The 24,316-nt window shown below is 43.2% G+C and carries 23 protein-coding genes; 17 read left to right on the top strand and 6 right to left on the bottom strand.

Translation table 11 applies throughout. The features are described from left to right. Positions 1–26 precede the first annotated feature (26 nt). Entirely contained in the window at positions 27–680 is a 654-nt protein-coding gene (locus LDO73_RS17920) for a YoaK family protein (protein WP_224059632.1), read from the bottom strand. A 316-nt stretch (positions 681–996) separates the two neighbouring features. Here LDO73_RS17920 and fdhE point away from each other — a divergent pair, with 316 nt between their 5' ends. From fdhE to LDO73_RS17890, 6 genes are all read left to right on the top strand, one after another. Continuing rightward, a complete protein-coding gene (fdhE, locus tag LDO73_RS17915) occupies positions 997–1,932 on the top strand; it encodes a formate dehydrogenase accessory protein FdhE (protein WP_154628043.1) in 936 nt (311 codons plus the stop codon). 36 nt (positions 1,933–1,968) lie between these two features. Further along, positions 1,969–3,360: an L-seryl-tRNA(Sec) selenium transferase gene (gene selA, locus LDO73_RS17910; RefSeq protein WP_224059631.1), complete on the top strand. Its 1,392-nt coding sequence runs from the start codon at positions 1,969–1,971 to the stop codon at positions 3,358–3,360. Continuing rightward, complete coding sequence (gene selB, locus LDO73_RS17905; protein ID WP_224059630.1) at positions 3,357–5,225, top strand: selenocysteine-specific translation elongation factor; 1,869 nt, start codon at positions 3,357–3,359, stop codon at positions 5,223–5,225. Before selA ends, selB begins: the two co-directional genes overlap by 4 nt. A 75-nt stretch (positions 5,226–5,300) precedes the next feature. Continuing rightward, complete coding sequence (locus tag LDO73_RS17900; RefSeq protein WP_224059629.1) at positions 5,301–6,959, top strand: LTA synthase family protein; 1,659 nt, start codon at positions 5,301–5,303, stop codon at positions 6,957–6,959. Between the two features lie 65 nt (positions 6,960–7,024). Next, positions 7,025–8,026, top strand: a complete 1,002-nt coding sequence (locus LDO73_RS17895; RefSeq protein ID WP_224059628.1) for an NAD-dependent epimerase — start codon at positions 7,025–7,027, stop codon at positions 8,024–8,026. Positions 8,027–8,102: 76 nt separating this feature from the next. After that, positions 8,103–9,269 carry a nucleotide sugar dehydrogenase gene (locus LDO73_RS17890; RefSeq protein ID WP_224059627.1) on the top strand — a complete coding sequence of 389 codons (1,167 nt, stop codon included), beginning with the start codon at positions 8,103–8,105 and terminating at the stop codon, positions 9,267–9,269. 90 nt (positions 9,270–9,359) lie between these two features. On the opposite strand, the gene LDO73_RS17885 is transcribed toward LDO73_RS17890, so the two are convergent. Continuing rightward, positions 9,360–10,562, bottom strand: coding sequence for an ROK family protein (locus LDO73_RS17885; RefSeq protein ID WP_224059626.1), 1,203 nt, complete (start codon positions 10,560–10,562; stop codon positions 9,360–9,362). A 203-nt stretch (positions 10,563–10,765) separates the two neighbouring features. Between LDO73_RS17885 and LDO73_RS17880 the strand changes: the two genes are divergently transcribed. Next, positions 10,766–11,584: a purine-nucleoside phosphorylase gene (locus LDO73_RS17880; RefSeq protein WP_036950708.1), complete on the top strand. Its 819-nt coding sequence runs from the start codon at positions 10,766–10,768 to the stop codon at positions 11,582–11,584. A 123-nt stretch (positions 11,585–11,707) separates the two neighbouring features. Next, positions 11,708–12,964 carry a nucleoside permease gene (locus LDO73_RS17875; protein ID WP_132497005.1) on the top strand — a complete coding sequence of 419 codons (1,257 nt, stop codon included), beginning with the start codon at positions 11,708–11,710 and terminating at the stop codon, positions 12,962–12,964. A gap of 556 nt (positions 12,965–13,520) precedes the next feature. On the opposite strand, the gene LDO73_RS17870 is transcribed toward LDO73_RS17875, so the two are convergent. Next, positions 13,521–14,384 carry a YicC/YloC family endoribonuclease gene (locus LDO73_RS17870; protein ID WP_224059625.1) on the bottom strand — a complete coding sequence of 288 codons (864 nt, stop codon included), beginning with the start codon at positions 14,382–14,384 and terminating at the stop codon, positions 13,521–13,523. Positions 14,385–14,507: 123 nt separating this feature from the next. Between LDO73_RS17870 and rph the strand changes: the two genes are divergently transcribed. Together rph and pyrE are read left to right on the top strand one after the other, a co-directional pair. Beyond that, on the top strand, positions 14,508–15,221 hold the full coding sequence (gene rph, locus LDO73_RS17865) for a ribonuclease PH (protein ID WP_224059624.1): 714 nt from the start codon (positions 14,508–14,510) through the stop codon (positions 15,219–15,221). 137 nt (positions 15,222–15,358) lie between these two features. Then, positions 15,359–16,000, top strand: a complete 642-nt coding sequence (gene pyrE, locus LDO73_RS17860; RefSeq protein ID WP_224059623.1) for an orotate phosphoribosyltransferase — start codon at positions 15,359–15,361, stop codon at positions 15,998–16,000. A 55-nt stretch (positions 16,001–16,055) separates the two neighbouring features. On the opposite strand, the gene slmA is transcribed toward pyrE, so the two are convergent. The 3 genes from slmA to coaBC all read right to left on the bottom strand — a co-directional run bounded on the left by slmA (position 16,056) and on the right by coaBC (position 18,555). Beyond that, complete coding sequence (gene slmA, locus LDO73_RS17855) at positions 16,056–16,652, bottom strand: nucleoid occlusion factor SlmA (RefSeq protein ID WP_224059622.1); 597 nt, start codon at positions 16,650–16,652, stop codon at positions 16,056–16,058. A gap of 219 nt (positions 16,653–16,871) precedes the next feature. After that, positions 16,872–17,327 (bottom strand): dUTP diphosphatase, encoded by a 456-nt coding sequence (gene dut, locus LDO73_RS17850; RefSeq protein WP_224059621.1) that lies wholly within the window; start codon positions 17,325–17,327, stop codon positions 16,872–16,874. Continuing rightward, positions 17,299–18,555, bottom strand: a complete 1,257-nt coding sequence (gene coaBC, locus LDO73_RS17845) for a bifunctional phosphopantothenoylcysteine decarboxylase/phosphopantothenate--cysteine ligase CoaBC (RefSeq protein WP_224059620.1) — start codon at positions 18,553–18,555, stop codon at positions 17,299–17,301. Before coaBC ends, dut begins: the two co-directional genes overlap by 29 nt. 182 nt (positions 18,556–18,737) lie before the next feature. Here coaBC and radC point away from each other — a divergent pair, with 182 nt between their 5' ends. The 7 genes from radC to waaO all read left to right on the top strand — a co-directional run bounded on the left by radC (position 18,738) and on the right by waaO (position 24,297). Beyond that, positions 18,738–19,403 carry a RadC family protein gene (radC, locus tag LDO73_RS17840; protein ID WP_224061224.1) on the top strand — a complete coding sequence of 222 codons (666 nt, stop codon included), beginning with the start codon at positions 18,738–18,740 and terminating at the stop codon, positions 19,401–19,403. A gap of 253 nt (positions 19,404–19,656) precedes the next feature. Further along, positions 19,657–19,893 carry a 50S ribosomal protein L28 gene (gene rpmB / locus LDO73_RS17835; RefSeq protein WP_004265123.1) on the top strand — a complete coding sequence of 79 codons (237 nt, stop codon included), beginning with the start codon at positions 19,657–19,659 and terminating at the stop codon, positions 19,891–19,893. Between the two features lie 11 nt (positions 19,894–19,904). Further along, positions 19,905–20,072, top strand: a complete 168-nt coding sequence (rpmG, locus tag LDO73_RS17830) for a 50S ribosomal protein L33 (protein WP_004265124.1) — start codon at positions 19,905–19,907, stop codon at positions 20,070–20,072. A gap of 211 nt (positions 20,073–20,283) precedes the next feature. After that, a complete protein-coding gene (gene rfaQ, locus LDO73_RS17825; RefSeq protein ID WP_224059619.1) occupies positions 20,284–21,348 on the top strand; it encodes a lipopolysaccharide core heptosyltransferase RfaQ in 1,065 nt (354 codons plus the stop codon). Position 21,349: 1 nt separating this feature from the next. Further along, a complete protein-coding gene (locus tag LDO73_RS17820; protein WP_224059618.1) occupies positions 21,350–22,474 on the top strand; it encodes a glycosyltransferase family 4 protein in 1,125 nt (374 codons plus the stop codon). Continuing rightward, positions 22,467–23,264: a lipopolysaccharide core heptose(I) kinase RfaP gene (gene rfaP, locus LDO73_RS17815; protein WP_224059617.1), complete on the top strand. Its 798-nt coding sequence runs from the start codon at positions 22,467–22,469 to the stop codon at positions 23,262–23,264. Before LDO73_RS17820 ends, rfaP begins: the two co-directional genes overlap by 8 nt. A gap of 19 nt (positions 23,265–23,283) precedes the next feature. Beyond that, on the top strand, positions 23,284–24,297 hold the full coding sequence (waaO, locus tag LDO73_RS17810) for a lipopolysaccharide 3-alpha-galactosyltransferase (RefSeq protein ID WP_423810896.1): 1,014 nt from the start codon (positions 23,284–23,286) through the stop codon (positions 24,295–24,297). Positions 24,298–24,316: the final 19 nt, after the last annotated feature.

Here is a 24,316-nt window from a genome sequence, read left to right as displayed (position 1 = left end):
TTTTTTTATAGCGAAGTTTGAGGTAATTAATCACGGATTGTGAAGCTGTAAATTAGCGCGCATCCCAAGAGAACTAATACGGCAGAAAACCCGACATATTGGTAATTCACCGATAAAATCCCGCCAGCTAATCCCCCCGTAATAAAAGAGAGTACCGCCAAGAGTAAAACTTTTTTGCTGCTATCTTCAGGTACATTTTTTAAAAAGGCATTAATGCAGGATGTGGTCATGCCAGTGACATAGGTTGAATGGATCCCAACCGTTCCCGCCTTATTAAAATAACCATTTTGAATGCCCATTGATAAGCTGATCAGCAAAATGGCTAAATCAGGCGAATACAAAGGCTGGATGAAAAAATAAATAGTGAAAACACTGCTAAATATTAAAAATACCAGACCTAGAACAAAGCGGTATAACACAATCGCGCTATGCTTGAGCCGAATCCAAGAGCCTAAAAATGTTCCTGCAAAAAATCCTAATATGGAAATTGCAGAGAGTAGCAACATGCCGATATTCATTTTGGCGAGGTAAATCATACTTAAAATGCTATTTCCCGTCAGATGGCCAGTAAATACCTCAAAGATGACAAATGAGCAGGCATCGACAAATCCGCCAATAAAGGCAAGCAATAAAAAGAAGGGTGTGTGAGACTTCGCTTCGAAGTGGAATAATGACGTCATATTGTTGCCCTTTATGATGCGGATAGAGAGCACATCATTATATGTGCCAATTGGATTAACATCATGGAAATAACCGTAGTTATATCAAATAAAAACGCCCTAATACCAATTTGTTATTTCCACATACAAACAAGGGTTAACAACGGTGAATATTCGGAGGGCTAGAGTAGCCTATCAGTGACTTTTGTTTTATCCTGACGGGTACAACGGCAAGACTTGCTGGTTAATCGAATATTTTCTTAGAGGCTTGCGGGGAAATGCGAATAGGCAATTTCTCGGAGTAAGTTGTTATAAAAAATATAAAAGAGAGAGAGCAATGGGTATTCGTATCGTCCCGAAAGAAGAATTAGGTCAAGAGAGATTAAAAGAGAAAGGCATCGGCTTTATTCCGCCTGTTTTATTCCCGAATTTAAAAAGCCTTTATCAACGACGAGCAGAAAGATTAAAAGAGTTAGGCGTTGGTGAACATCCTTTTGCAGATTATCTGAACTTCGCTGCAGAAGTGGCTACGGCGCAAAATAATGCGCAGCATGACAATCCATTAGAGATGGATATGGAGGCGGTTTTAGCGCGCTCAATGGCCACGAATACCGCACCATTAGATGCAAAAACATTCCCACGCACAGATCACTGGCACAAATTATTACGTTCAATCATCGCTGAATTGATGCCAATCGTGCCAGATTCTGTTCATACTGCCCTCGAAAACTTAGAAAAAGCATCAGAAGCTGAACTCGAAGAGATGGCAACTGCGCTGTTAAACGAACAGTTTGAAAAAGTCCCTGCGGATAAATCTATGTTCATTTGGGCGGCATTGTCTGTCTATTGGGCTCAAATGGCTGCCAATATTCCGGGTAAAGCGCGTGCAGAACACGGTGATCACCGCCATTACTGCCCAGTGTGCAACAGCATGCCAGTTTCCAGTATTGTACAAATTGGGACTAGCCAAGGTTTACGCTATTTGCACTGCACGCTGTGCGAAACAGAGTGGCACATGGTTCGTGTGAAATGCAGTAACTGCGAACAAACTCGCGACCTGAATTACTGGTCACTGGATGATGAAAATGCGGCAGTGAAAGCGGAAAGCTGTGGTGACTGCGGTAGCTATCTGAAAGTGTTATACCAAGAGAAAGAAGCCAAAGTAGAAGCGGTAGCGGATGATTTAGCTTCGATCATTTTAGATGCACGTATGGAAGAAGAAGGTTTTGCTCGTAGCAGCATTAACCCATTCTTATTCCCGGGCGAAAAATAATCTGTTAGCTGCACAGTAAGAAAGAGAAGAGTGACTATGGATGAATCAAATGTCGCGCTATACCGCCAGCTACCTGCCATCGATAAGCTTTTGCAATTCGATGAAGCGCAGGTATTGGTAGAAAAATCGGGTCTGCATTGGGTTACGGAATGTCTGCGTGAAATGCAGGAACAAGCGCGAGCGTCTATTGCACAAGATGGATGCTTACCGGATTGGCACGGTGATTGGTTAGCAGAACTTTCTGTTCGCCATGATGAGTTGCAACACAGTGCATTAAAAAACGTCTTCAATTTGACGGGGACGGTGTTGCACACCAATCTAGGACGTGCGGTGATGTCCAGCACCGCCATCCATGCAGTCTCGCAAGTGATGAGCTCACCAGTTACTTTAGAATATTCTCTTGATGGCGCAACGCGAGGGCATCGTGATCGCGCCATTGCTGATTTACTGTGCCAACTAACAGGGGCAGAAGATGCCTGTATTGTGAATAACAATGCGGCGGCGGTTTTACTGTTATTAGCTACCGTTGCCCCGCAGCGTGAGGTGATTGTCTCTCGCGGTGAGCTGGTGGAAATTGGGGGCGCATTCCGCGTTCCCGATGTGATGGCTCAGGCAGGCTGTAAATTAGTTGAAGTGGGTACCACGAACCGAACCCATTTACGGGATTATGAAAATGCCATTAATGACCAAACTGGGTTGTTAATGAAGGTGCATACCAGTAACTACAGCATTGAAGGCTTTACCGCGGAAGTTGAAGGGGAAGAGCTAGCCGTTTTAGGGCAAAAATACCAATTACCAACGGCGATTGATTTAGGCAGTGGGTCGATGATTGATATGACCGCGTATGGATTACCTGCGGAGCCGATGCCACACACGTATTTATCTCAAGGCATTGATTTAGTCTCGATTTCAGGAGACAAATTACTGGGAGGGCCTCAAGCAGGGATCATTCTCGGTAAGAAAAAATGGATTGATGCTATTCAAAAACACCCCTTAAAACGCGCCCTTCGTGTGGATAAAATGGTGCTTGCTGCGTTAGAAGCAACGCTAAAACTCTATTTAACCCCAGAAAAACTCACCACGGAACTGCCAACATTACGCTGGCTAACACGCTCCCAAGAAGAAATTAGGCAGAGTGCCGAAAATATCCTCGTGAAGTTGCAAGCTTATTATGGGGATCGTTTCTTTGTCGAAGCTGAGCCTTGCTTATCACAAATTGGTAGCGGCTCTCTTCCTGTTGACCGATTACCCAGCTATGCGATTACATTCGCGCCTCTTGATGGAAAAGGTGGTAATTTAGAGCGTCTTGCCAGCCGCTGGCGTCAATTACCTCAGCCAGTGATCGGGCGCTTAAAAGAGGGCAAGTTGTGGCTAGACCTACGTTGCCTTGAGAATGAACATGAGTTAGTGCAGGCGTTATTGTCATGATTTTTGCGACAGCCGGTCATGTTGACCATGGTAAAACATCGTTAATTCAAGCGCTGACAGGCGTGAACACCGCGCATCTTCCAGAAGAGAAGAAACGCGGAATGACCATCGACCTTGGCTATGCGTATTGGCCGCAATCTGATGGTAGCTCAATTGGTTTTATTGATGTTCCTGGGCATGAAAAATTCCTCGCAAATATGTTGGCGGGGATCGGTGGGGTTAATCATGCTCTACTGGTGGTGGCATGCGACGATGGAATCATGGCGCAGACCCTTGAGCATTTGTCGATTCTACGACTCGCAGGTTGCCAAGATGTCTCGGTGATTTTAACCAAAGCCGACCGTGTTGATGAGCAGAGAGTGGCAGACGTCACTCAGCAGGTTCACGCTGAATTACATCGCCAAGGCTGGGTGAATGCGCCACTATTTATCACTTCAGCAAGTACAGGGCTGGGTATTGATGCACTGCGCCAATACTTGCAGCAACTGCACCAACAACAAAATTCTTCTACTGACCTGCAACAGCGTTTCCGTTTAGCCATCGACCGTATTTTCCATGTGAAAGGGGCGGGGATTGTGGTCACAGGAACGGCGCTTGCGGGTAAAGTGAATGTGGGTGAGTCCTTATGGGTGACGGGAGCTGATACTCCGGTTCGCATTCGTGGTATTCATCGCCAAAACCAAGTCGCTGAGTTTGCTCAAGCAGGGGATCGCGTCGCGCTTAATTTAACGGGGAACATCGATAAAGAATCGATAACCCGCGGTGATTGGCTGCTGGCAGAGCAACCTGCTTTTATGGCTTCTCGGGTGATTGTGGAGCTGACCTGCGATGCGCCACTCAAACATTGGCAACCCGTGCATCTTTACCATGGTGCAAGTCACATTACAGGGCGGGTCTCTTTGCTGACGGAATCAGGCGAAACGCCGATGTTGGCAGAGCTGATTTTAGATACGCCACTGTGGCTGGTGGATAATGACCGATTAATTATTCGCGATATTAGTGCGCGGCAAACCCTTGCTGGTGCGCGAGTGATCCGTTTAGTGTCTCCGCGTCGTGGTAAGAGACAGCCTGAGTTTCTCGATTGGTTATCCCGTTTATGTGCAACGGATGATGAGCTGGCTCAGCTTAACTTACAGTTACCCAGTGGCGAGCTAGACTTAAACAGTTACGGTTGGTCGCGTCAGTTAACCCAATCGGCATTAGATACCCTGCTGGCACAAGTTGATATTGTCTGTGTCGGCGATGTGGTGCTTTCGGCGTTTAAAGCGCAGGTAGCCAAGGATAGACTGATTCAATCCCTCGAAAACTTCAATGAAGTTCATAGCGACCAGATCGGTGTGGGTAAAGCGCGATTGAAACGAATGGCGCTACCAACGATGGATGAAACCTTGGTATTCAAATTGATTAATGATTTGATTGCCGAGGGAGCGGTTAAGCAGACCCGTGGCTGGTTGCATATGCCGCAGCATGGGTTAGTGTTTGATGCTAAGCAGCAAGGTATTTGGCAACAAGTGGAAGGGCTGTTCACGCATTCGGAAGCTCGCTGGGTACGCGATATTGCCGTAGAAACAGGTCACGATGAAGATACTATTCGCCGTATACTGAAAAAAGCCGCACAAATGGGGCTGATCGTGGCGATTGTGCGCGATAGGTATTATAGCAGCGAACAGATCCGTCAATTTGCCCAAATTATTTCGTGTCATTGTGCGGAGCACGAGGTGATTTTTGCCGCTGATTTTCGTAATGAGTTGGGTATTGGTCGCAAACTTGCGATTCAAATTCTCGAGTTCTTTGATAAAAGTGGCTTTACTCGTCGTAAAGAAGATGGGCATTATTTACGAGACAAAGGCATTTTTGTTGAATAAATTGTAGGGTTTCCGCCATTATAATGCTGGCAGTTTTATTAACCTTGATACCTTTTTGTGAATTGTGGAAGTCAAATGAATAAAAAACTAATTGCGAGTATTTATCTGGCGCTGATTTTTATTGGCTCGCTATTTTTAGTCTTTGAAAAAAGTGGCGTTATCTATCCTGGTCTGATTTCCATTTGTGTTTACGCTGTCATATTTGGCGTTTTATTTACAGCCACTGCTCGTTGGGTTTTCTCTGCAATTATTACGAGTACCCTGTTTATTATCATCAAAATTTTTAACCAGTTGAAAGTTCACTATTATAAAGAGCAACTTTTCTTCACTGATATTAATTTGATGACGGATACCTCCAACTTAGGCACCTTAGGCCACTATTGGTTGGCGGGCGTGGCGGTACTTGCGTTATTTATTCTGCTTATCATCAACGGTGTGATCAGTTGGCGTTTATCTACACCATGTAAACGCAAGGTATCACGCGTGGTTAGCGTGCTCATGGTCATCGTGGGTTACTTAGGCGCGGATTGGGCAAGTGCGCATTACTTTGATAAATGGTCACAAACCTTGCCGAAAGGTCGCGGTACCGTGACTAACTTAGTGATGTCTGCACAGAACGCGAAATACAAATCACCGCATTTTGTCGGTGATGCGAGCTATTTTGAGCAAAAAGCCGCGAATGTTTCTCTGGTGAAGAATGAACAAACCGAAAAACCTGACATTCTGCTGTTATTACAAGAATCTACGGTTGATCCAAAAGTTTATGATTTACCTGCGGGAACGAAACTGCCAGAGTTATTTATGTTCCAGCAAGATGCCGATTTGACTGCACATAGTCCGATGCGCGTACAAACCTTTGGTGGCGGAACATGGTTATCTGAGTTTTCCGCATTAACGGGATTAAATAGCGATGATTTCGGGGCACAAAAAAGTGGTGTGTTCTATTTTGTGGTCGATCATTTAAATAACAGTTTATTTAACGAGATGAAAGCTAACGGTTATTACACGGTCGTCCTGACGCCGTTTAATAAAGGGGCTTATCATTCAGGTCATGCTTATGAAACGTTGGGCGTTGACCGTATCATTCAGCCTCAAGAGTTAGGCTATCCCGGTAAGTTACAAGATAATTTATGGACGATCAGCACGGAAGATATGCTGAAGTACGTGAAAGAAATTTTGGCAACAGAAACAGACAAGCCCGTCTTTATTTTTGCATTAACTATGTATGAACACGGGCCTTATAAAGAAGGTCACACTGATGACTATGGGATTAAAGATAAGCTAGATAATAAAGATTCTGCGGGCGAATTTAGCCATTATATGGAAAAGATCGTCCATTCTGATGCGGCCATTCGTGATTTCGTTTCGTTTATGGAAAAGCGCCAGCGCCCACTGATGTTCCTCTATTTTGGTGACCATCAACCGGGGATCAGTTTGGACAAATATAAGTCCACATTATCGTCTCCTGCTTATGCGACACAGTTTACTCTAAGAGATAATCTCAAAGCGGGTACTGCCATTAAGGCGGGTGAGTTAACGGATATTTCATTCCTTGGTGGAATGTTATTGGAACGCGCGAACTTAAAAGTATCGCCATTCTATGAAGCAAACATTAAGATGCGCCATTTATGCGACGGTAAACTGAATGACTGTGAAGATAAGCAGTTACTCGATGGTTATCGCCACTATGTTTATCATGTACTCGGTGTCGCCAATAAAGATGAGACCAAGTAGTTTATCTCTAATTAATGCTAGAATGTTGATAAACCATCATTTAATAACGTAAGAAGATAACGAATATGAAATATTTGGTCACGGGAAGTGCTGGGTTTATTGGTTTTAGATTGTGTCAAAGACTGTTAGAAAGTGGGCATGAAGTTATCGGTATCGATAATATGAATACCTATTATGATCAGGGATTGAAACAGTCTCGATTGAATATTCTTAAACAATATAAGCACTTTCATTTTGATCCTATTGATATCACAGACCGCGAAAAAGTACTGGAGCTGTGTACTCAACAGGATTTCGACCGCGTTATCCACCTTGCTGCACAGGCAGGGGTGCGTTACTCATTACAAAACCCATTTGCGTATGCTGACAGTAACTTGAATGGGCATTTGGCGATTTTAGAAGGCTGCCGCCAAGCAAAAGTAAAACATTTGGTGTATGCCTCTTCGAGTTCGGTGTATGGCGTGACCGATAAAATGCCATTCACCACTGACATGTCTACCGATCACCCTATATCATTGTACGCTGCGACCAAAAAAGCCAATGAGTTAATGGCGCACTCTTATTCGCATCTTTATCAGCTGCCAACAACGGGCTTACGCTTTTTCACTGTGTATGGCCCGTGGGGACGTCCTGATATGGCGCTGTTTAAATTCACCAAAGCTATCTTAGCGGGCGAACCTATCGATGTTTATAATAACGGCGATCTGAGCCGTGATTTCACTTTCATTGATGATATTGTCGAAGGTGTTATCCGTGTTTCAGATATAATCCCGCAAGCAGACCTGCAAAATCGTTCAGATTCACCAGCACAAAGCAGCGCACCTTACCGTATTTATAATATTGGTAATGGGCAGCCAGTGAAGCTGATCGATTTTATTTCTGCATTGGAAAATGCGTTAGGAAAAGAAGCCATTAAGAACTTCTTACCGATGCAAGCGGGAGATGTTTACACGACATGGGCTGACACCGAAGACCTATTTAAGGTTACCGGCTATCGCCCACAAGTTTCTATTGAACAGGGTGTTCAGGCGTTTGTTGATTGGTACAAGTCGTATTATCACCATTAATATCGGTCATCAATACTATTTACTATCAATATAGTTTACCACCTGAAATATCCGCAGAAGGATTTGAGAGGCAAGTTTGAAAATAGCAATCGCAGGTACCGGTTACGTCGGTCTGTCTAACGCCATGTTACTGTCCCAAAACCACGAAGTGGTGGCGGTCGATATCATTCCTGAAAAAGTGGCGATGCTTAACAATAAGCAATCTCCGATTATCGATACTGAAATCGAACAGTTTCTAACGGAAAAACAACTCAATTTCCGTGCAACAGAAGATAAAGTCGAAGCCTATACTGGCGCACAATACGTGATTGTGGCGACCCCGACAGACTACGACCCAAAAACTAACTACTTCAACACCAATTCTGTGGAATCCGTCATTCATGATGTGAACAAACTGAACCCGGAAGCGACCATTATCGTCAAATCCACCATTCCTGTGGGCTTTACGGAGCGTCTGCGTGAAGAGTTTGGTTACACCAACGTGATTTTCTCCCCAGAATTCTTACGTGAAGGTCGCGCGCTGTGGGATAACCTGTACCCATCCCGTATCGTGGTGGGTGAGCGCTCTGAACGCGCACAAATTTTCGCTGACTTGCTGTTAGAAGGCGCAATTAAGAAAGATGTGCCAGTGCTGTTTACTGACGGCACTGAAGCCGAAGCGGTTAAATTATTCGCGAACACCTTCTTAGCCATGCGTGTGGCGTACTTCAATGAATTAGACACTTACGCAGAAAGCCGTGGCTTGAATGCGCGTCAAATCATTGAAGGGGTTTCTTTAGACCCGCGTATCGGCAGCCACTACAATAACCCATCATTCGGTTATGGCGGCTACTGCTTACCGAAAGATACCAAGCAGTTACTGGCGAACTACGACGATGTGCCAAATAACCTGATTAACGCGATTGTCGAATCTAACCGTACTCGTAAAGACTTTATCTCGGATGCAATTATCGCTAAAGCGCCACGTAAAGTCGGTGTATATCGCTTAGTGATGAAAGCAGGCTCCGATAACTTCCGTGCCTCTGCGGTGCAGGGTGTGATGAAGCGTATCAAAGCGAAAGGGATTGAAGTGGTGGTTTACGAGCCAGTACTGAAAGAAGATGAATTCTTCCGCTCGAAAGTTATCCGTGATTTAGATGCCTTCAAAGCTGAATGTGACATTATCCTGGCAAACCGTATGGTGCCTGAACTGGATGATGTGGCAGACAAAGTCTATACCCGTGACCTGTTTGGTAATGACTAAAGCTTGGTAATGACTAAGATTAAAATAGTCAGCGGTGATTTATAATGAAAGTGCCCCACATGTTGGGGCATTTTTTATTTGTACCCATCGTCATTCAGATAGATAACTTTCCATCACCATTCCACCCGCACCTTGAGCGACGATTTCATAAGAATCATTAGCTGGGTAAATGCGCGGTTTGATATGCGGGAAAATCGAGAGTTTTTGCTCAATGGATTTTTTGGTCATCTCAAAGAAATGGTTTTTTGGGGTGAGGGTTCCACCACAGACCACCACATCGGCTTGGGTAATCAATACCGCGTTGGCAATCGCGATGCCGTAGTAATAAGCGGCTTCTTCTAAGGCTTTAAGACATACCTCATCATTCTGGGCAAGCGCCTGAAAAATAGTGTGGTAGTTAATTTCATCTTCAGATTTGACGAGTTGGTTAATGACCGAGGGTTTGCCAAGTCTTAAATGCTGAATCACGCGAGATTTAATGGCGTGTAATGAACTGTACTGTTTTAAACAACCAAATGAACCGCATTCACAACGCTGACCGTTGATGTCGATAGTGGTATGGCCGAACGCTTGTGCGGTGCTAATTGGCGTTGGGGCATATTGATTGTTGATAATGGTCGAGCTGCGAACGTCGGTGTCACAAGTGGTGAGTAAGAACCGTTGGCTATCCGAGGCGTAGCGTAAACGGTACTCTGCAAAGGCCGCGAAGCTGATGCCACTTCCTAACAGAACAAAGCAGGGAACGCGCTGGGTAATGTATTGATATAGCGCTTGAATTCGTGCGCTGTAGTCAGAGTAAGGCACTTTATCGCGTTCTAAAATATGGTCGATGGCAATGCCGATCCCCAGTATTTTTTGAGTATCTAGCTGATGCTCAGCAAGTAGGTCATCCACGTTATCTAATAGATGGTCGAGCATATTTTCGGCGGTTTCGAGGTGCTCATATTTGATTTTGACTTTGCCAAGAATATCTAACTTCAAATTTTGCAGAACAATCGTAGAGTAGATATCACTCATCTCAATGCCAATTAAATAGCCATCAGCTGGATTGACGCTGTACAAAATGGGTTTGCGTCCACCTGTTGATTCCCCAAGTTCCGAAGTGGAGAGTAACTGGCATTTACTCAGTTCATCGAGGAGCCTGGCACAGGTCGCGGGTTTCATGTTCGCGAGGGAGGTTAGCGCTTCCGCTCTGATTGGCCCGTGGTTGAGGATCAGTCGATACAGCGTTTTGAGTTTTTGAGTTTTGGAATTTTTGGATGTACGAAATTCGTTCAATAAACGGTGTAACAATGGCTCCCCCTCCTGTTTTTGTTCGTGATAGATCCAGCCATGCAGCTAATAGTTCAAGATTAACAGATTCACATGACGAGTACTTTAACAGATATCATGTTTATCAACATTTTCTCAAAATGAGATTAAGATCGCTGTTAGATTTTCTAATTACGTTATTATCCCAATCATCTTCTTTATTTGATTTGATTGCGGAGCGCATTATGCACAACACCAAAGATATCTTAGAAAGCCTGAGTTTTATCCAATCTCGTACGGATATGAAACCCACTGTTGGGATCATTTTAGGGTCTGGATTAGGCCCATTTGCCGATACGTTAGAAAATGCAGTGCATATTCCTTATAGTGAAGTACCCCATTTTGCGAAGTCTGAAGCGGTAGGTCACGCGAACGAGTTAGTGATCGGGACGATTGCCGGCAAAACAGTGGTGGCGATGAAAGGCCGTTTCCACTATTACGAAGGTTTTTCTCTGGATCAAGTGACGTTCCCTGTGCGTTTAATGAAAGCGCTGGGTGTGGAAAAACTGATCATTACCAACGCTTGTGGGGCAGTGAATACTGACTTTAACCCGGGCGACCTGATGGTCATCACTGACCATATTAACCTGACAGCGAATAACCCACTAATGGGACCAAATAATCCAGAGCTGGGTGTCCGTTTCCTTGATGTCAGCGAAGTGTACAACAAAGAGCTGCGCCAAACGATTTTGGATGTCGCGAAGGAGCAAGGTGTGTCTCTGCGCCAAGGCGTGTATGCATGGTGGACAGGCCCAACCTATGAAACGCCAGCTGAAATTCGCATGATCCGAACTCTCGGAGCCGATGCGGTGGGGATGTCGACAGTACCTGAAGCGCTAGTGGCTCATCATTCTCAGATTAAAACCGTGGGTATTTCCTGCCTAACCAACATGGCGTGCGGCATTTTAGAGCAGCCTTTGAGCCATGATGAAGTGATTGAAACGGCAGAAAAAGTGAAAGCAACCTTCTTAAAATTAGTGACAGGCGTGATTGAGCGTTTCTAACTTTTTATCAAATTAAGATTTTATCAAATTAATAGAAAGACAGTGCGGGAGCGGTTTTCCTTTGGGGCGTTATCGCCGAGCTGAGAATGTTACCCGCCAAATTCACTCCAAACGGAGTCTAGTATGAATATTAAGTCTCGTTTAAAGGTCATGCTTTTTCTGCAATATTTTGTTTGGGGAAGTTGGCTGGTGACATTGGGTGCCTACATGATGAAAACCTTGGATTTTTCAGGGGCTGAAGTCGGTATGGTGTACAGCTCGAAAGGGATTGCCGCTATTTTGATGCCCGGGTTAATCGGCATCATTGCGGATAAATATATTCCTGCAAACCGCCTGTATATGCTTTGCCATATTATTTGTGCCGGTTCGCTGTTTTACGCTGCGACGGTGGCGGATCCATCAGTGATGTTCTGGGCAATGTTAATTAATGCGATGGCATTTATGCCGACTATCGCTCTGTCGAACACCATTAGTTACTCATCGCTAAGTCAGTATCAGCTAGACTCTGTTGCCAATTTTCCACCAATTCGTGTCTTTGGTACTGTCGGGTTTATTGCGGCGATGTGGAGTATTAGTTTACTGAAATTTGAATTGAGCAGTATGCAACTGTATGTGGCGGGAAGTTGCTCGTTGCTGCTCGCGATGTATTCCCTGACATTACCAAAAATGGCGGTGAATAAGCAGGCTATCACCACCAGTTGGATGAGTAAGCTTGGATTAGATGCATTAGTGTTGTTCAAAAAGCCGATTATGGCGGTATTTTTCCTGTTTGCGATGCTACTGGGTGCGGTTCTGCAAATTACCAATACGTTTGGTAGCCCGTTCTTGCATGATTTTGCGCGTAACCCGCTGTATCAAGACAGTTTGATTGTTCAGTATCCATCGATTTTGCTGTCAGTTTCCCAAATGGCTGAAGTGGCATTTATTCTTGCTATCCCATTCTTTTTAAAGCGTTATGGTATTAAAACCGTGATGCTGCTCAGTATGTTGGCATGGACACTGAGATTTGGCTTCTTTGCCTTCGGTGACCCATCGACTATCGGCTTGATGTTCTTAATTATGTCGATGATTGTGTATGGCTGTGCGTTTGATTTCTTTAATATTTCTGGTTCTATTTTTATTGAGCAGGAAGTGGATCACCGTATGCGTGCCAGTGCCCAAGGGTTATTTATGACCATGGTGAATGGTGTGGGTGCCTATTTTGGGGCGATATTGAGTGGATTGGTCGTTGATTACTTTAGTGTGGATGGCGTGAAGGATTGGCAGTCAATTTGGCTGGTATTCTCGTCCTATACCGTAATCTTGGCCGTGATTTTCTACTTCTCTTTCCATTATAAGCACCAGCGTGAGAAACCGTTGGAAATGGCAAAAGTGGGTTGATGGTTTAAAGAAAGGTCTTTTGAATATTGTGAATGCCCCGTCTTGTGTCGGGGCTTTTATGTTTTTACATGGACAATATCTTTTGAAGTTGATGGTAAGCCTCAGCATGTTTGTCTTGATTCATTTTGGCTAAGTTTTGCAGTTTCCAACGAACAGCGGGTAACTTTGAGTTTGCTAATACCTAATTTCACGTCAATCATTGCCGTGAAAATTTGGATTTATAAGCCATGCTGAAATTAACAATTTTTTGACCCACTTTGTTAGTCTCAACAAAATGGTCAGAAGCTATATAGTGGTAGCAAGTATAGCGTGGCAGTATGATTATCGTTGAGCTCCTGAGCCAATATTAACCATATCGAGGACATCCTCGAAATGGTCATGGTGATTCATATCGCATTTCCCATTGTGGTTTGATATTGAGGGAAATACTCTATCGGCAAGTAAATTTGGTTACTATTACACCAAATTGTAAGAACGGGTTTTTTTATTCTTTTATAATAAAAAACCAGCAAATTCAGTGAATAAGCTGGCTTGAAGTTACTCTGAAAAGTGAATTTTATTCGATGTTTTGAATCTGTTCGCGCATTTGCTCGATTAATACTTTGAGCTCAACAGCAGAGTTAGTCACTTCACTATTAATAGACTTAGAGGCAAGGGTGTTTGATTCACGGTTAAATTCTTGCATCATGAAATCGAGGCGGCGACCGCTGGCTTCTTTTTTCTTCAGAATATTGCGAGTCTCTTTGACGTGAGCTTCCAGTCGGTCTAACTCTTCTGCTACATCAACACGTTGTGCCAATAAAATTAGTTCTTGCTCTAAGCGGTTGTTATCCAATTGGATTTGCGCATCGTCTAATTTGCTTTGCAGGCGGTCACGCTGCCATTGCAGGATTTCAGGCATATGTTGGCGAACTTTGGCAACTTCAACCAAAACACCATCCAGACGTTGCTCGATAAGGCTATGTAGCGCTGCCCCTTCAGCTTCACGGCTTTGGATAAAGGCATCGATGGTTTCATCTAAGCCAGCCATTAACTGTTCACTAATCGCGTCTAAATCTTGTTCACCAGCGGACATCACACCCGGCCAGCGTAAAATTTCTAACGGATTAATCTCGCCTTCATGGCTGTAATTTTTTACCCAGTTCGCAGCGCTAATCAGCTGGCGAGCTAAATCTTCATTGAGCAGTAATGCACCACGGTGAGCACCATCTAAATCAAAACGTAGGTTACATTCGACTTTACCACGGGTTAGACGGGAACGAAGGCGTTCACGGATAACTGGCTCTAAGCTGCGAAATTGCTCGGGTAAACGGATATAGGTTTCTAAATAACGCTGGTTTACGGAACGCAGCTCCCAAGCCGCATTCCCCCATTCACCCTTGATATCACGGCGGGCAAAAGCAGTCATACTACGGATCATAATTCGTTCCTATCATTCATTAAGATAACAGGATTATAGCGCTATGACGGATGACAGGATAGGCATTATCCGATTAACAACGTATAATACGTGCCAATTTGAGTTGATAACGGAGATAACACCATGCGCCCAGCAGGTAGATTAGCAGACCAGATGCGTCCAATAAAAATTACGCGTAATTATACAAAGCATGCGGAAGGCTCTGTTCTTATTGAGTTTGGCGACACTAAAGTGTTATGCACCGCGACCGTTGAGGACGGTGTTCCTCGTTTTCTCAAAGGACAAGGTCAAGGTTGGGTAACGGCGGAATACGGCATGTTACCTCGTGCGACAAATTCTCGTAATCAGCGTGAAGCTGCGAAAGGGAAACAAACTGGTCGTACGATGGAAATTCAACGACTGATCGCGCGTTCATTACGTGCGGCGGTTGACCTGAAAAAACTTGGCGAACACACCATTACATTGGATTGCGATGTTATCCAAGCGGATGGCGGTACGCGTACTGCGGCTATCTCAGGCGCGTGTGTTGCATTGGTTGATGCACTGAACAACATGGTTGCTCAAGGTAAATTAGCAAAAAGCCCTCTGAAATCTATGGTTGCAGCGGTGTCTGTGGGTATCGTTAACCAAGAAGCGCTGTGTGACCTTGAGTATGTTGAAGATTCTGCTGCAGAAACGGATATGAACGTCGTGATGATGGATGATGGTCGAATGATTGAGGTACAAGGTACCGCAGAAGGCGAACCGTTCAGCCATGAAGAGCTTTTAGCTCTTTTAGCATTAGCGAAAACGGGGCTAGACACCATTTTCGAAGCTCAGCGAGAAGCGCTGAAATAAATTTATGATTAAATAGGCGGCTGAAAAGTCGCCTTTTTTATGTCCGCAGTTTATTGATGAAGTTGTTTACTGATGAAGATAAACCGCGAAAGTCGTTTCAAAAAAAGACCAATACTAATTAATGAGGAGAATGACCAATGAAAGCCTATCAGCGCGATTTTATTGAACTTGCCATGAAAAAACAGGTACTAAAATTTGGTGAGTTTACGCTGAAATCAGGTCGTAAGAGTCCCTATTTCTTTAATGCGGGGCTGTTTAATACAGGGCGTGACTTGGCTCTTGTCGGTCGTTTTTATGCACAAGCATTAAAAGAAAGTGCAATTGAGTGTGATGTGATTTTTGGTCCAGCCTATAAAGGTATTCCGATTGCGACCACAACCGCCGTGGCGTTAGCAGAACATCACGATATCGATATGCCATATTGTTTTAATCGTAAAGAAGCGAAAGACCACGGGGAAGGCGGCACATTAGTGGGTAGCCCACTGCAAGGACGTGTTGTGGTTGTCGATGATGTGATTACGGCAGGTACGGCAATTCGTGAGTCGATGGAAATCATCAAACAGCAAGAAGCAACGTTGAGTGGTGTGTTGCTGTGTTTAGATCGCCAAGAAAAAGGGAAGGGTGAAATTTCTGCGGTGCAGGAAGTGGAACGTGACTACGGATGCAAAGTGTATTCGATCATCACAATGAGCGATTTAATTACGTATTTAGCGGAAAAAGACGATATGCAGCCTCATCTGGCTGCGATGAAAGCGTATCGTGAGCAGTACGGGATTTAATTGAAAAAAAAGCCCTCGCCCAATAATGGGCGGGGTGAGTAGTATAAATAAGCGGTTATTGTAACTGAGCCAAAATTAAAGGCCAGCGAGCTTCGAACTCTACCGTTGGACGGTAACGAAACTCAGAACGTACGAAGCGGGACAGCATACCTTCACAGAAGGCTAATAGTTGAGAAGCTAATAGTGATTCGTCATGGAGAAAACCTTGCCCATCACGGATTTTTTTCTCTTTTAATACTTGTCGCAGCTGTGATTCGATACGTTCGAATAATTGGTTAATGCGCCCTTGCAGCCTATCTTGCTCGAACATTAGCGCATGACCCGTCATTATACGCGTTAATCCTGGGTTTTTCTCAGAGAAACCTAAAATTAGCGCTAAAACCAGTTTAATTCGGACAAGTGTATCTTTTTCGTCCGCTAAAATCAGGTTGATGCGGGAAACAAGTGAATCTTCAATAAATTCAATTAAGCTGTCGAACATCTTCATTTTGCTTGGAAAATGACGATATAGCGCAGCTTCTGAGACACCCACTGTTGCAGCGAGTTTTGCCGTTGTAATACGCTGGCTACCATCGCTACTTTCTAACATTAACGCAAGAGCCTGTAAAATCTCATCACGTCTGTTACGTTTTTGTATTGTATTCTCTGCCATGTCTGATAAGACCCCTGCTAAAACAGCAAGACAAACTATCCAAAATTTCGCTCTGAGTAAAGTGACACTCAGAATAAAACAGATTTAAAATATGTAGAGATTATAACCAAATCTAAGACATTCACGAGGTGAAAAAATACCGCACTGATTGTTTTTGTTCATAAATATAGGCGCTTGTAGGACGCCTATATTCGGTATTTCAACGTGAATAGGTTCGACTTATTGGCGACCAGAATGACCGAAACCACCTTCACCGCGTTCAGTCGCGTCAAAGTCATCTACAATATTGAATTGCGCTTGAACAACAGGAACAAAGACCATTTGTGCCATACGTTCACCCGGTTCAACAGTGAATGCTTTGTCGCTACGGTTCCATACAGACACCATCAGTTGGCCTTGGTAGTCGGAATCGATTAAACCGACTAAGTTACCCAGAACAACACCATGCTTATGGCCTAAACCTGAACGTGGCAGAATCACTGCCGCAAGTTGCTCGTCTGCAATATGGATAGCTAGACCCGTTGGGATCAATTCAGTCTGACCCGGTGCTAAATCGATAGGTGCATCAAGACATGCACGTAAATCTAAACCCGCAGAGCCAGTGGTTGCGTAAGTTGGCAGTGGAAACTCGTTCCCAATACGGGCATCAAGAATTTTCAGATCGATTTTTTTCATAACGTTGGAGTATCTCGTCAAGTAAATGGTGGCTTAATTCAATTTTACTACTGTGTGGTAATCGAACATCACCATAGGCATCAAATAGATGTAGTGCATTGTTATCACTATTAAAACCATTATCCGCTAAGGAAACGTCATTCGCACAAATTAAATCAAGTTGCTTTTGTTGGCGCTTTTGTCGTGCGTATTCTTCGACATTTTGGGTTTCTGCCGCAAAACCGACTACATATGGACGATTTTGCGGCAGTTTTCCTACACTTGCCACAATGTCAGGATTCTGCACAAGGGTAATGGAAACTTCATCCCCTTGTTTCTTAATTTTATTTTCAGCGACGGTTTTGGCACGGTAATCTGCCACCGCAGCACAGCCGATAAAAATATCTTGCTCGGTAATAGACTGGTGTACTTGCTCATACATCTCAAGGGCACTCGTCACGTTAATGCGGTTTACACCATTTGGTGTTGCCAAATTAACAGGGCCTGCTACGAGAGTGACGTTCGCTCCGCGTTCACTGGCGGCTTGCGCGATGGCAAAACCCATTTTCCCAGAACTATGATTACTGATAAAGCGTACAGGATCTAAATCTTCACGGGTTGGACCTGCCGTGACCATGATTGAAATTCCATCTAGATCTGAACGTGATTGCTGACCTAAATATGATTGAAAATGCTGGCTTGCCAATTTCACAATCGCTAATGGGTCAATCATGCGCCCGGGACCGACATCACCACATGCTTGGCTGCCTTCATCAGGGCCCCAAATCATACACTGGCGTTGTTGCAGTCTGATTAAATTATCCTGTGTTGCCGCAGCGCGATACATTTGTTGATTCATCGCAGGCACGACGGCAATAGGTGCCGCAGATGCAAGGCAAACTGTCGTGAGTAAATCATTCGCCATGCCAGTGGTTAATCGTGCGATTAAATCGGCAGTTGCTGGCGCTAAAATAATTATATCAGCCCATTTTGCCAATTCAATGTGACCCATGGCGGCTTCAGCTGCAGGGTCTAGCAAATCATCAGCGACCGGATAACCGGAAACGGCTTGCAACGTGAGAGGTGTAATGAACGCTTTTGCCGCAGGTGTCATGACAACACGTACAGATGCCCCTTCATCACGCAGTCGGCGAGTGAGCTCAGGAATTTTATAAGCGGCTATTCCACCACTGATACCAAGAACAATTCGCTTACCTAATAATGAGTTAACTGAAGTTTGTTGAGTCATGGTCTCTGTCCGATTTGGTCAACATGGGGGGCATCTTACCATATCAATGAGCTTGGTGAGAGAGCCGATTTTGTATCCCAATGCTATTTTTGCGAAGCGCTACGCAAAGGCTAGTTTAGATGATTGCTCTGTATATGTTGGTTGGCTACAAAGAAGGCAACGGCACAAAAGGGGATGAGTCGATGCATGAATACACGGAGCTTTTACCACGAGAAAAAATGTTGGCGTATGGAGCGGCATCATTATCAGATGCAGAGTTATTAGCCATTTTTTTACGTACAGGAACACGGGGTGAACCCGTTTTACAACTTGCTCAGCGTTTACTTCATGAGTTTGGTTCACTCTATTTATTAGTGCAAGCTGACTATGACAAATTGATTGAATGTAAAGGTATGGGAACCTGCAAGTTAACGCAGTTGCAGGCAGCAAGTGAACTCGCAAGGCGTTGTTTTTCTGCACAAGTGCTTTGTTATGATGTTATGGATAACCCTAATACATTGAAATCGAGGTTACTTGAATTGTTTTCAGGGCAGGAGCGAGAAGTTTTCATGGTATTATTTTTGAATAACCAGCATCAGGTGATTTGCCATGAAGAGATGTTTAAAGGCACAATCAATCGTGTTGAAGTACACCCAAGAGAAATTATCCGGTTTGCCATGAAAATGAATGCCAGAGCGATAGTACTTGCTCATAATCATCCATCAGGAAACCCTGAACCAAGCATGGCAGACAAGTACGTTACTGAGCGAATTCAGAGTGCTTGTGACATTATGGGGATTAAATTACTTGATCATTTTGTGGTTGGACACAAATCTTGTACCTCATTTGCTGAGCGTGGATGGCTGTAAAATCATTTTTTTGACTAAAAAATGACAACTTTTGCTGTGTTGGGCTTGAGTGAAAACGATTGAAAGCGTATACTACGCCACCTTTAAGGATCTCGGGTTTGACGAGAAGAGCCTATCTCAGTAAATTTTTTTGCTAAGATAAATATATTTTGTTGATCACTTAAAAGTTTGCTGAGATGGGCTCCTAAGCCTGACGAGGCAGTCAAGCCCAGAACAAAAAAGCTCGAGCTGATTAGATTTTTGGAGAATAGACATGTCACGAGTCTGCCAAGTTACCGGCAAGCGTCCAATGAGCGGTAACAACCGTTCACACGCATTAAACGCGACCAAACGTCGTTTTTTGCCAAACCTGCACTCTCACCGTTTCTGGGTTGAGTCTGAGAAACGTTTCGTAACACTGCGTGTATCTGCTAAAGGTATGCGTGTTATCGATAAAAAGGGTATTGATGCTGTTCTTGCTGAACTGCGTACCCGCGGTGAGAAGTACTAAGGAGCTAAAAAATGGCTAAAGGTATTCGCGAGAAAATCAAGCTGGTTTCTTCTGAAGGTACAGGTCACTTCTATACCACTACGAAGAACAAGCGCACAATGCCAGAAAAACTGGAACTGAAAAAATTCGATCCAGTTGTTCGTAAGCATGTGATCTACAAAGAAGCAAAAATCAAATAATTTTGCTTTCTGCGTACGAAGAACCCAGCTTAGGCTGGGTTTTTTTATGTCAAAAATTAGCTATAAAGTGGCTATCCATTGGGATATTGATTAAAAACTATAACCATTAATCTGAACGTAGTAACATATTCAGTATTCATGGAATTAATAACGCATTTTATTGTCAAATATCCATATCAATTTATCTACTAGACCTGATTAAGAGCTCCTGGTGAAAAAACAGTATAAAAAAATTCTTGTAATCAAGATGCGGTTTCATGGTGACATGCTACTGACAACGCCTGTTATCAGCTCATTAAAGCAAAATTATCCTGATGCCCAGATTGATGTTTTGCTTTATCAGGACACCATTCCCATTTTGTCGGAAAACCAAGAGATCCATACGCTATATGGTATGAAAGGTAAGAAAAGTGGGGGTATCAGCAAAGCCTGCAACTTTTTAAGCCTGCTGTTTAAATTACGCCGTAATCAGTATGATTTGGTAGTTAACCTTGCCGACCAATGGATGGTTTCGTTGCTCGTTCGCGCCATTCCCGCTGAAACTAAGATTTCGCACGATTTCGGTCATCGAGATTCGAAATTTTGGCGAAATAGCTTTACGCATCTTACCCCCCCTGAAGGGGAGCATGTTGTTTTAAATAATCTTTCTGTATTAAAACCGTTAGGGATCCAAGAATTTAAAACAGACCTAACCATGTCTTATGCACAAGATGATTGGAAAAAAATTGATCAAAGACTGTTAGACCTTGGCGTTCACAGCAGCTATGTCGTGATCCAACCAACAGCTCGGCAAATTTTTAAATGTTGGGATAATGAAAAATTCTCAGCTGTCATTGATGCATTACAGTCTCGTGGCTATCAAGTGGTATTAACATCAGGCCCAAGCAAAGAAGACTTAGCGTGTGTGAATGAAATTGCAGAGAATTGCCAAACTAGGCCAACGACTGAGCTTGCAGGAAAAACATCCTTCCCTGAATTAGGCGCATTAATTGCGCATGCTGCCCTTTTTATTGGTGTCGATTCTGCACCGATGCATATCGCTGCCGCGGTTAAAACTCCCATCGTTTGCTTATTTGGTGCCACAAACCATATTTTCTGGCGTCCATGGAGCGATAATGTAGTGAAATTCTGGGCGGGGGATTATGAAAATATGCCACCTAGAGATGAACTCGACCGCAATAAAAAATATCTCTCCGTGATCCCTGCGAGTGATGTGATTGAAGCAACGGAGCAAATGCTGCCGATGAATATGCGCTCAATGATGGGAAGGTACTAAGATGGTATTGGCATTTTGTCTGTATAAATATTTTCCATTTGGTGGGCTACAACGCGACTTTTTACGTATTGCGATGGCTTGCCAAGCTCGTGGACACCAGATTCGTGTTTATACCCAATCATGGGAAGGTGAACGTCCAGAACAATTTGAAATTATTATTGTTCCTACCAGTTCAGGCACTAACCATGGACGAAATGCCCAATATTGTGAATGGGTAATGGCACATCTGAAGCAACATCCTGCAGAAAGAATTGTTGGCTTTAATAAAATGCCTGAGCTGGATGTTTATTTTGCTGCGGATGTTTGCTATGCGCAAAAAGTGGCTGAAGAAAAAGGTTTTTTCTATAAGTTGACTCCGCGCTATAAACATTATGCCGCTTTTGAAAAAGCCGTCTTCCAGAAAGGAAAGGCAACGCAGCTAATGATGCTCACTCCCCATCAAATTGCCCATTTTGAAAAGCATTATGGAACTGAAAATGAGCGCTTTCACATGCTGACTCCGGGTATAGCCGTTGACCGAAAATATGACCAACAGATTGCGGATGCTAAGCGTATTTATCGAGAAAAGAATCAAATTCCTGAGTCTGTATTTTTACTGCTTCAAGTTGGGTCTGATTTTAAACGCAAGGGAGTTGATAGAACTCTCAAGGCGATGGCTGCACTGCCTGAAAGCATCAGAAGTAACACATTATTGATGGTGGTAGGGCAAGATAAACCCGCTAAATATCAACGACTCGCGGAAACATTAGGGATTGCTAAACAAGTTTCATTTTTTAGCGGACGCAATGATATTGCGGAGCTAATGGCCGCTGCGGATATTTTGATGCATCCGGCTTACCAAGAAGCGGCTGGGATTGTCCTGCTTGAAGCGATTGTTGCTGGATTACCAATTATAGTCACTGAAGTGTGTGGTTATGCCTCGTTTATTGACAAAGCCCAATGTGGCGTGGTGGTTAATGAGCCGTTTGAACAGACGGTTTTAAATCAGGCTCTATGCGATAGCTTGCAAGATACACAAAAACGAGCTCAGTGGGTAAACAATGCTAAATACTATGCGGATACAGAAGATCTGTATAGTTTACCGGAAAAAGCGGCCGATATTATTTTAGGATGCTCTAATGGTTGAGTTAAAACCACCTTTTACCGAATTATGGAAAGATAAAGACCCATTTGTTGAAACAGATAAACTGGATGGTGAAGTCTTTCGTGCATTGGAAACGCGTAGAACATTGCGTTTTCAGCTTGATGATAAAAGCTATTTTATTAAGATTCACTATGGCACGACGCTAAAAGAGGTTTTGAAGAATTTCTTTTCATTCCGTTTACCTGTTTTAGGTGCAGACAGGGAATGGAATGCAATTCATCGATTGACCGAAGCGGGTGTTGATACCATGAATGGACGCGCTTTTGGGCAAAAAGGGTGGAACCCACTTCGACGTCATTCATTTATTATTACTGAAGACCTCACTCCAACAGTGAGTTTAGAAGATTACTGCGCTAATTGGGCCACCCAGCCGCCTAAATTCAAAACTAAGCAAATGTTGATCCAGCGAGTTGCCGAGATGGTACGTAAGATGCATCGTATCGGTATTAACCATCGCGATTGTTATATTTGCCATTTCTTACTGCATCTACCGTTCACGGAAAATCTGCAAGATTTAAAAATTTCAGTCATCGATTTGCATCGCGCACAGTTAAGGTCGTCAGTTCCTACCCGCTGGCGAAATAAGGATTTAATTGGTTTATACTTTTCTTCATTAGACATTGGTTTAACTCAGCGAGATATTTTCCGGTTTATGAAGGTTTATTTTGAAATGCCGTTAAAAGAAATACTAAGCCAAGAGTCTAGTTTGATGGCAGATGCGAAAAGCAAAGCTGACAAAATTAAAACGCGTACGATCAGAAAGTCGCTATAAAGAAAAAGAGAGACTAAACATGTTTTTTAATAAGGAAAGTGCAATCACAAAGCAAATTGATCTTACAGCCAAAAATGTGGTTGCTAAAGATAATTGTTTAAATATTTCTTACGGTATTGACCGTAATTTTTTATATGGTTGTGGAATTTCTATTGCCTCTCTCTTAAAGAATAACGTGGAAATATCATTTTGTTTTCATGTTTTTACCGATTATTTTGATTCGGAGCAAGAGGCTCTTTTTCGTGAGTTAGCTGAGCAATATAAAACAAGCATAAAGATATATTTAGTCGATTGTGAGCAACTAAAGTCGTTACCAAGCACCAAAAATTGGTCTTACGCAACGTATTTTAGATTTATCATTGCAGACTACTTTTCTGAGCAACTAGAGCGCATCATTTATATGGATGCGGATATTATGTGCCAAGGCTCATTAAGTGAATTATTAGAGCTTGAATTTACAGAAAATCAAGTGGTTGCTGCTGTTCCTGAAAGAGATTCGGATTGGTGGAAAAAAAGAGCTGATGCATTGGGGATCCCGAGTATTGCTAATGGATATTTTAATGCTGGCTTCTTAGTTTTAAATTTAGTGAGTTGGAAGGAAAATGATATATCACTAAAGGCGATGAATCTGTTATCTCAAGATGAAGTTAAAGCTAAAATTTCCTATCTTGACCAAGATATATTGAACATGTTGTTAACTGGTAAAATTGTCTACTTAGACCAAAAATATAACACACAATATAGTATTAATTATGAACTGCAAGATGGTCGAAAAGAAAATCCAATAACATCCAGTACAATTTTGATTCATTATATAGGCCCAACGAAACCATGGCATGAGTGGGCTAATTATCCAACTGCAAAGCCATTTTTAGACGCTAAAAATGCTTCTCCGTGGAAAGATATTCCTTTATTGAAAGCTAAAAGTAGCAACCATTTGAGATATAGTGCAAAACATTCATTTAAACAAAAACTATATTGGCTTGGCATTAAGTCACAGGCTCAGTATTTTTTAGCAAAAATTACCAAATAATTTTACGGTTGAGAAAAAT

The organism is Providencia alcalifaciens (assembly GCF_915403165.1).
Classification (GTDB): domain Bacteria; phylum Pseudomonadota; class Gammaproteobacteria; order Enterobacterales; family Enterobacteriaceae; genus Providencia; species Providencia alcalifaciens_C.
The sequence above is the reverse complement of the archived record's forward strand: the minus strand, read 5'-3'. Positions and strand labels throughout refer to the sequence as shown.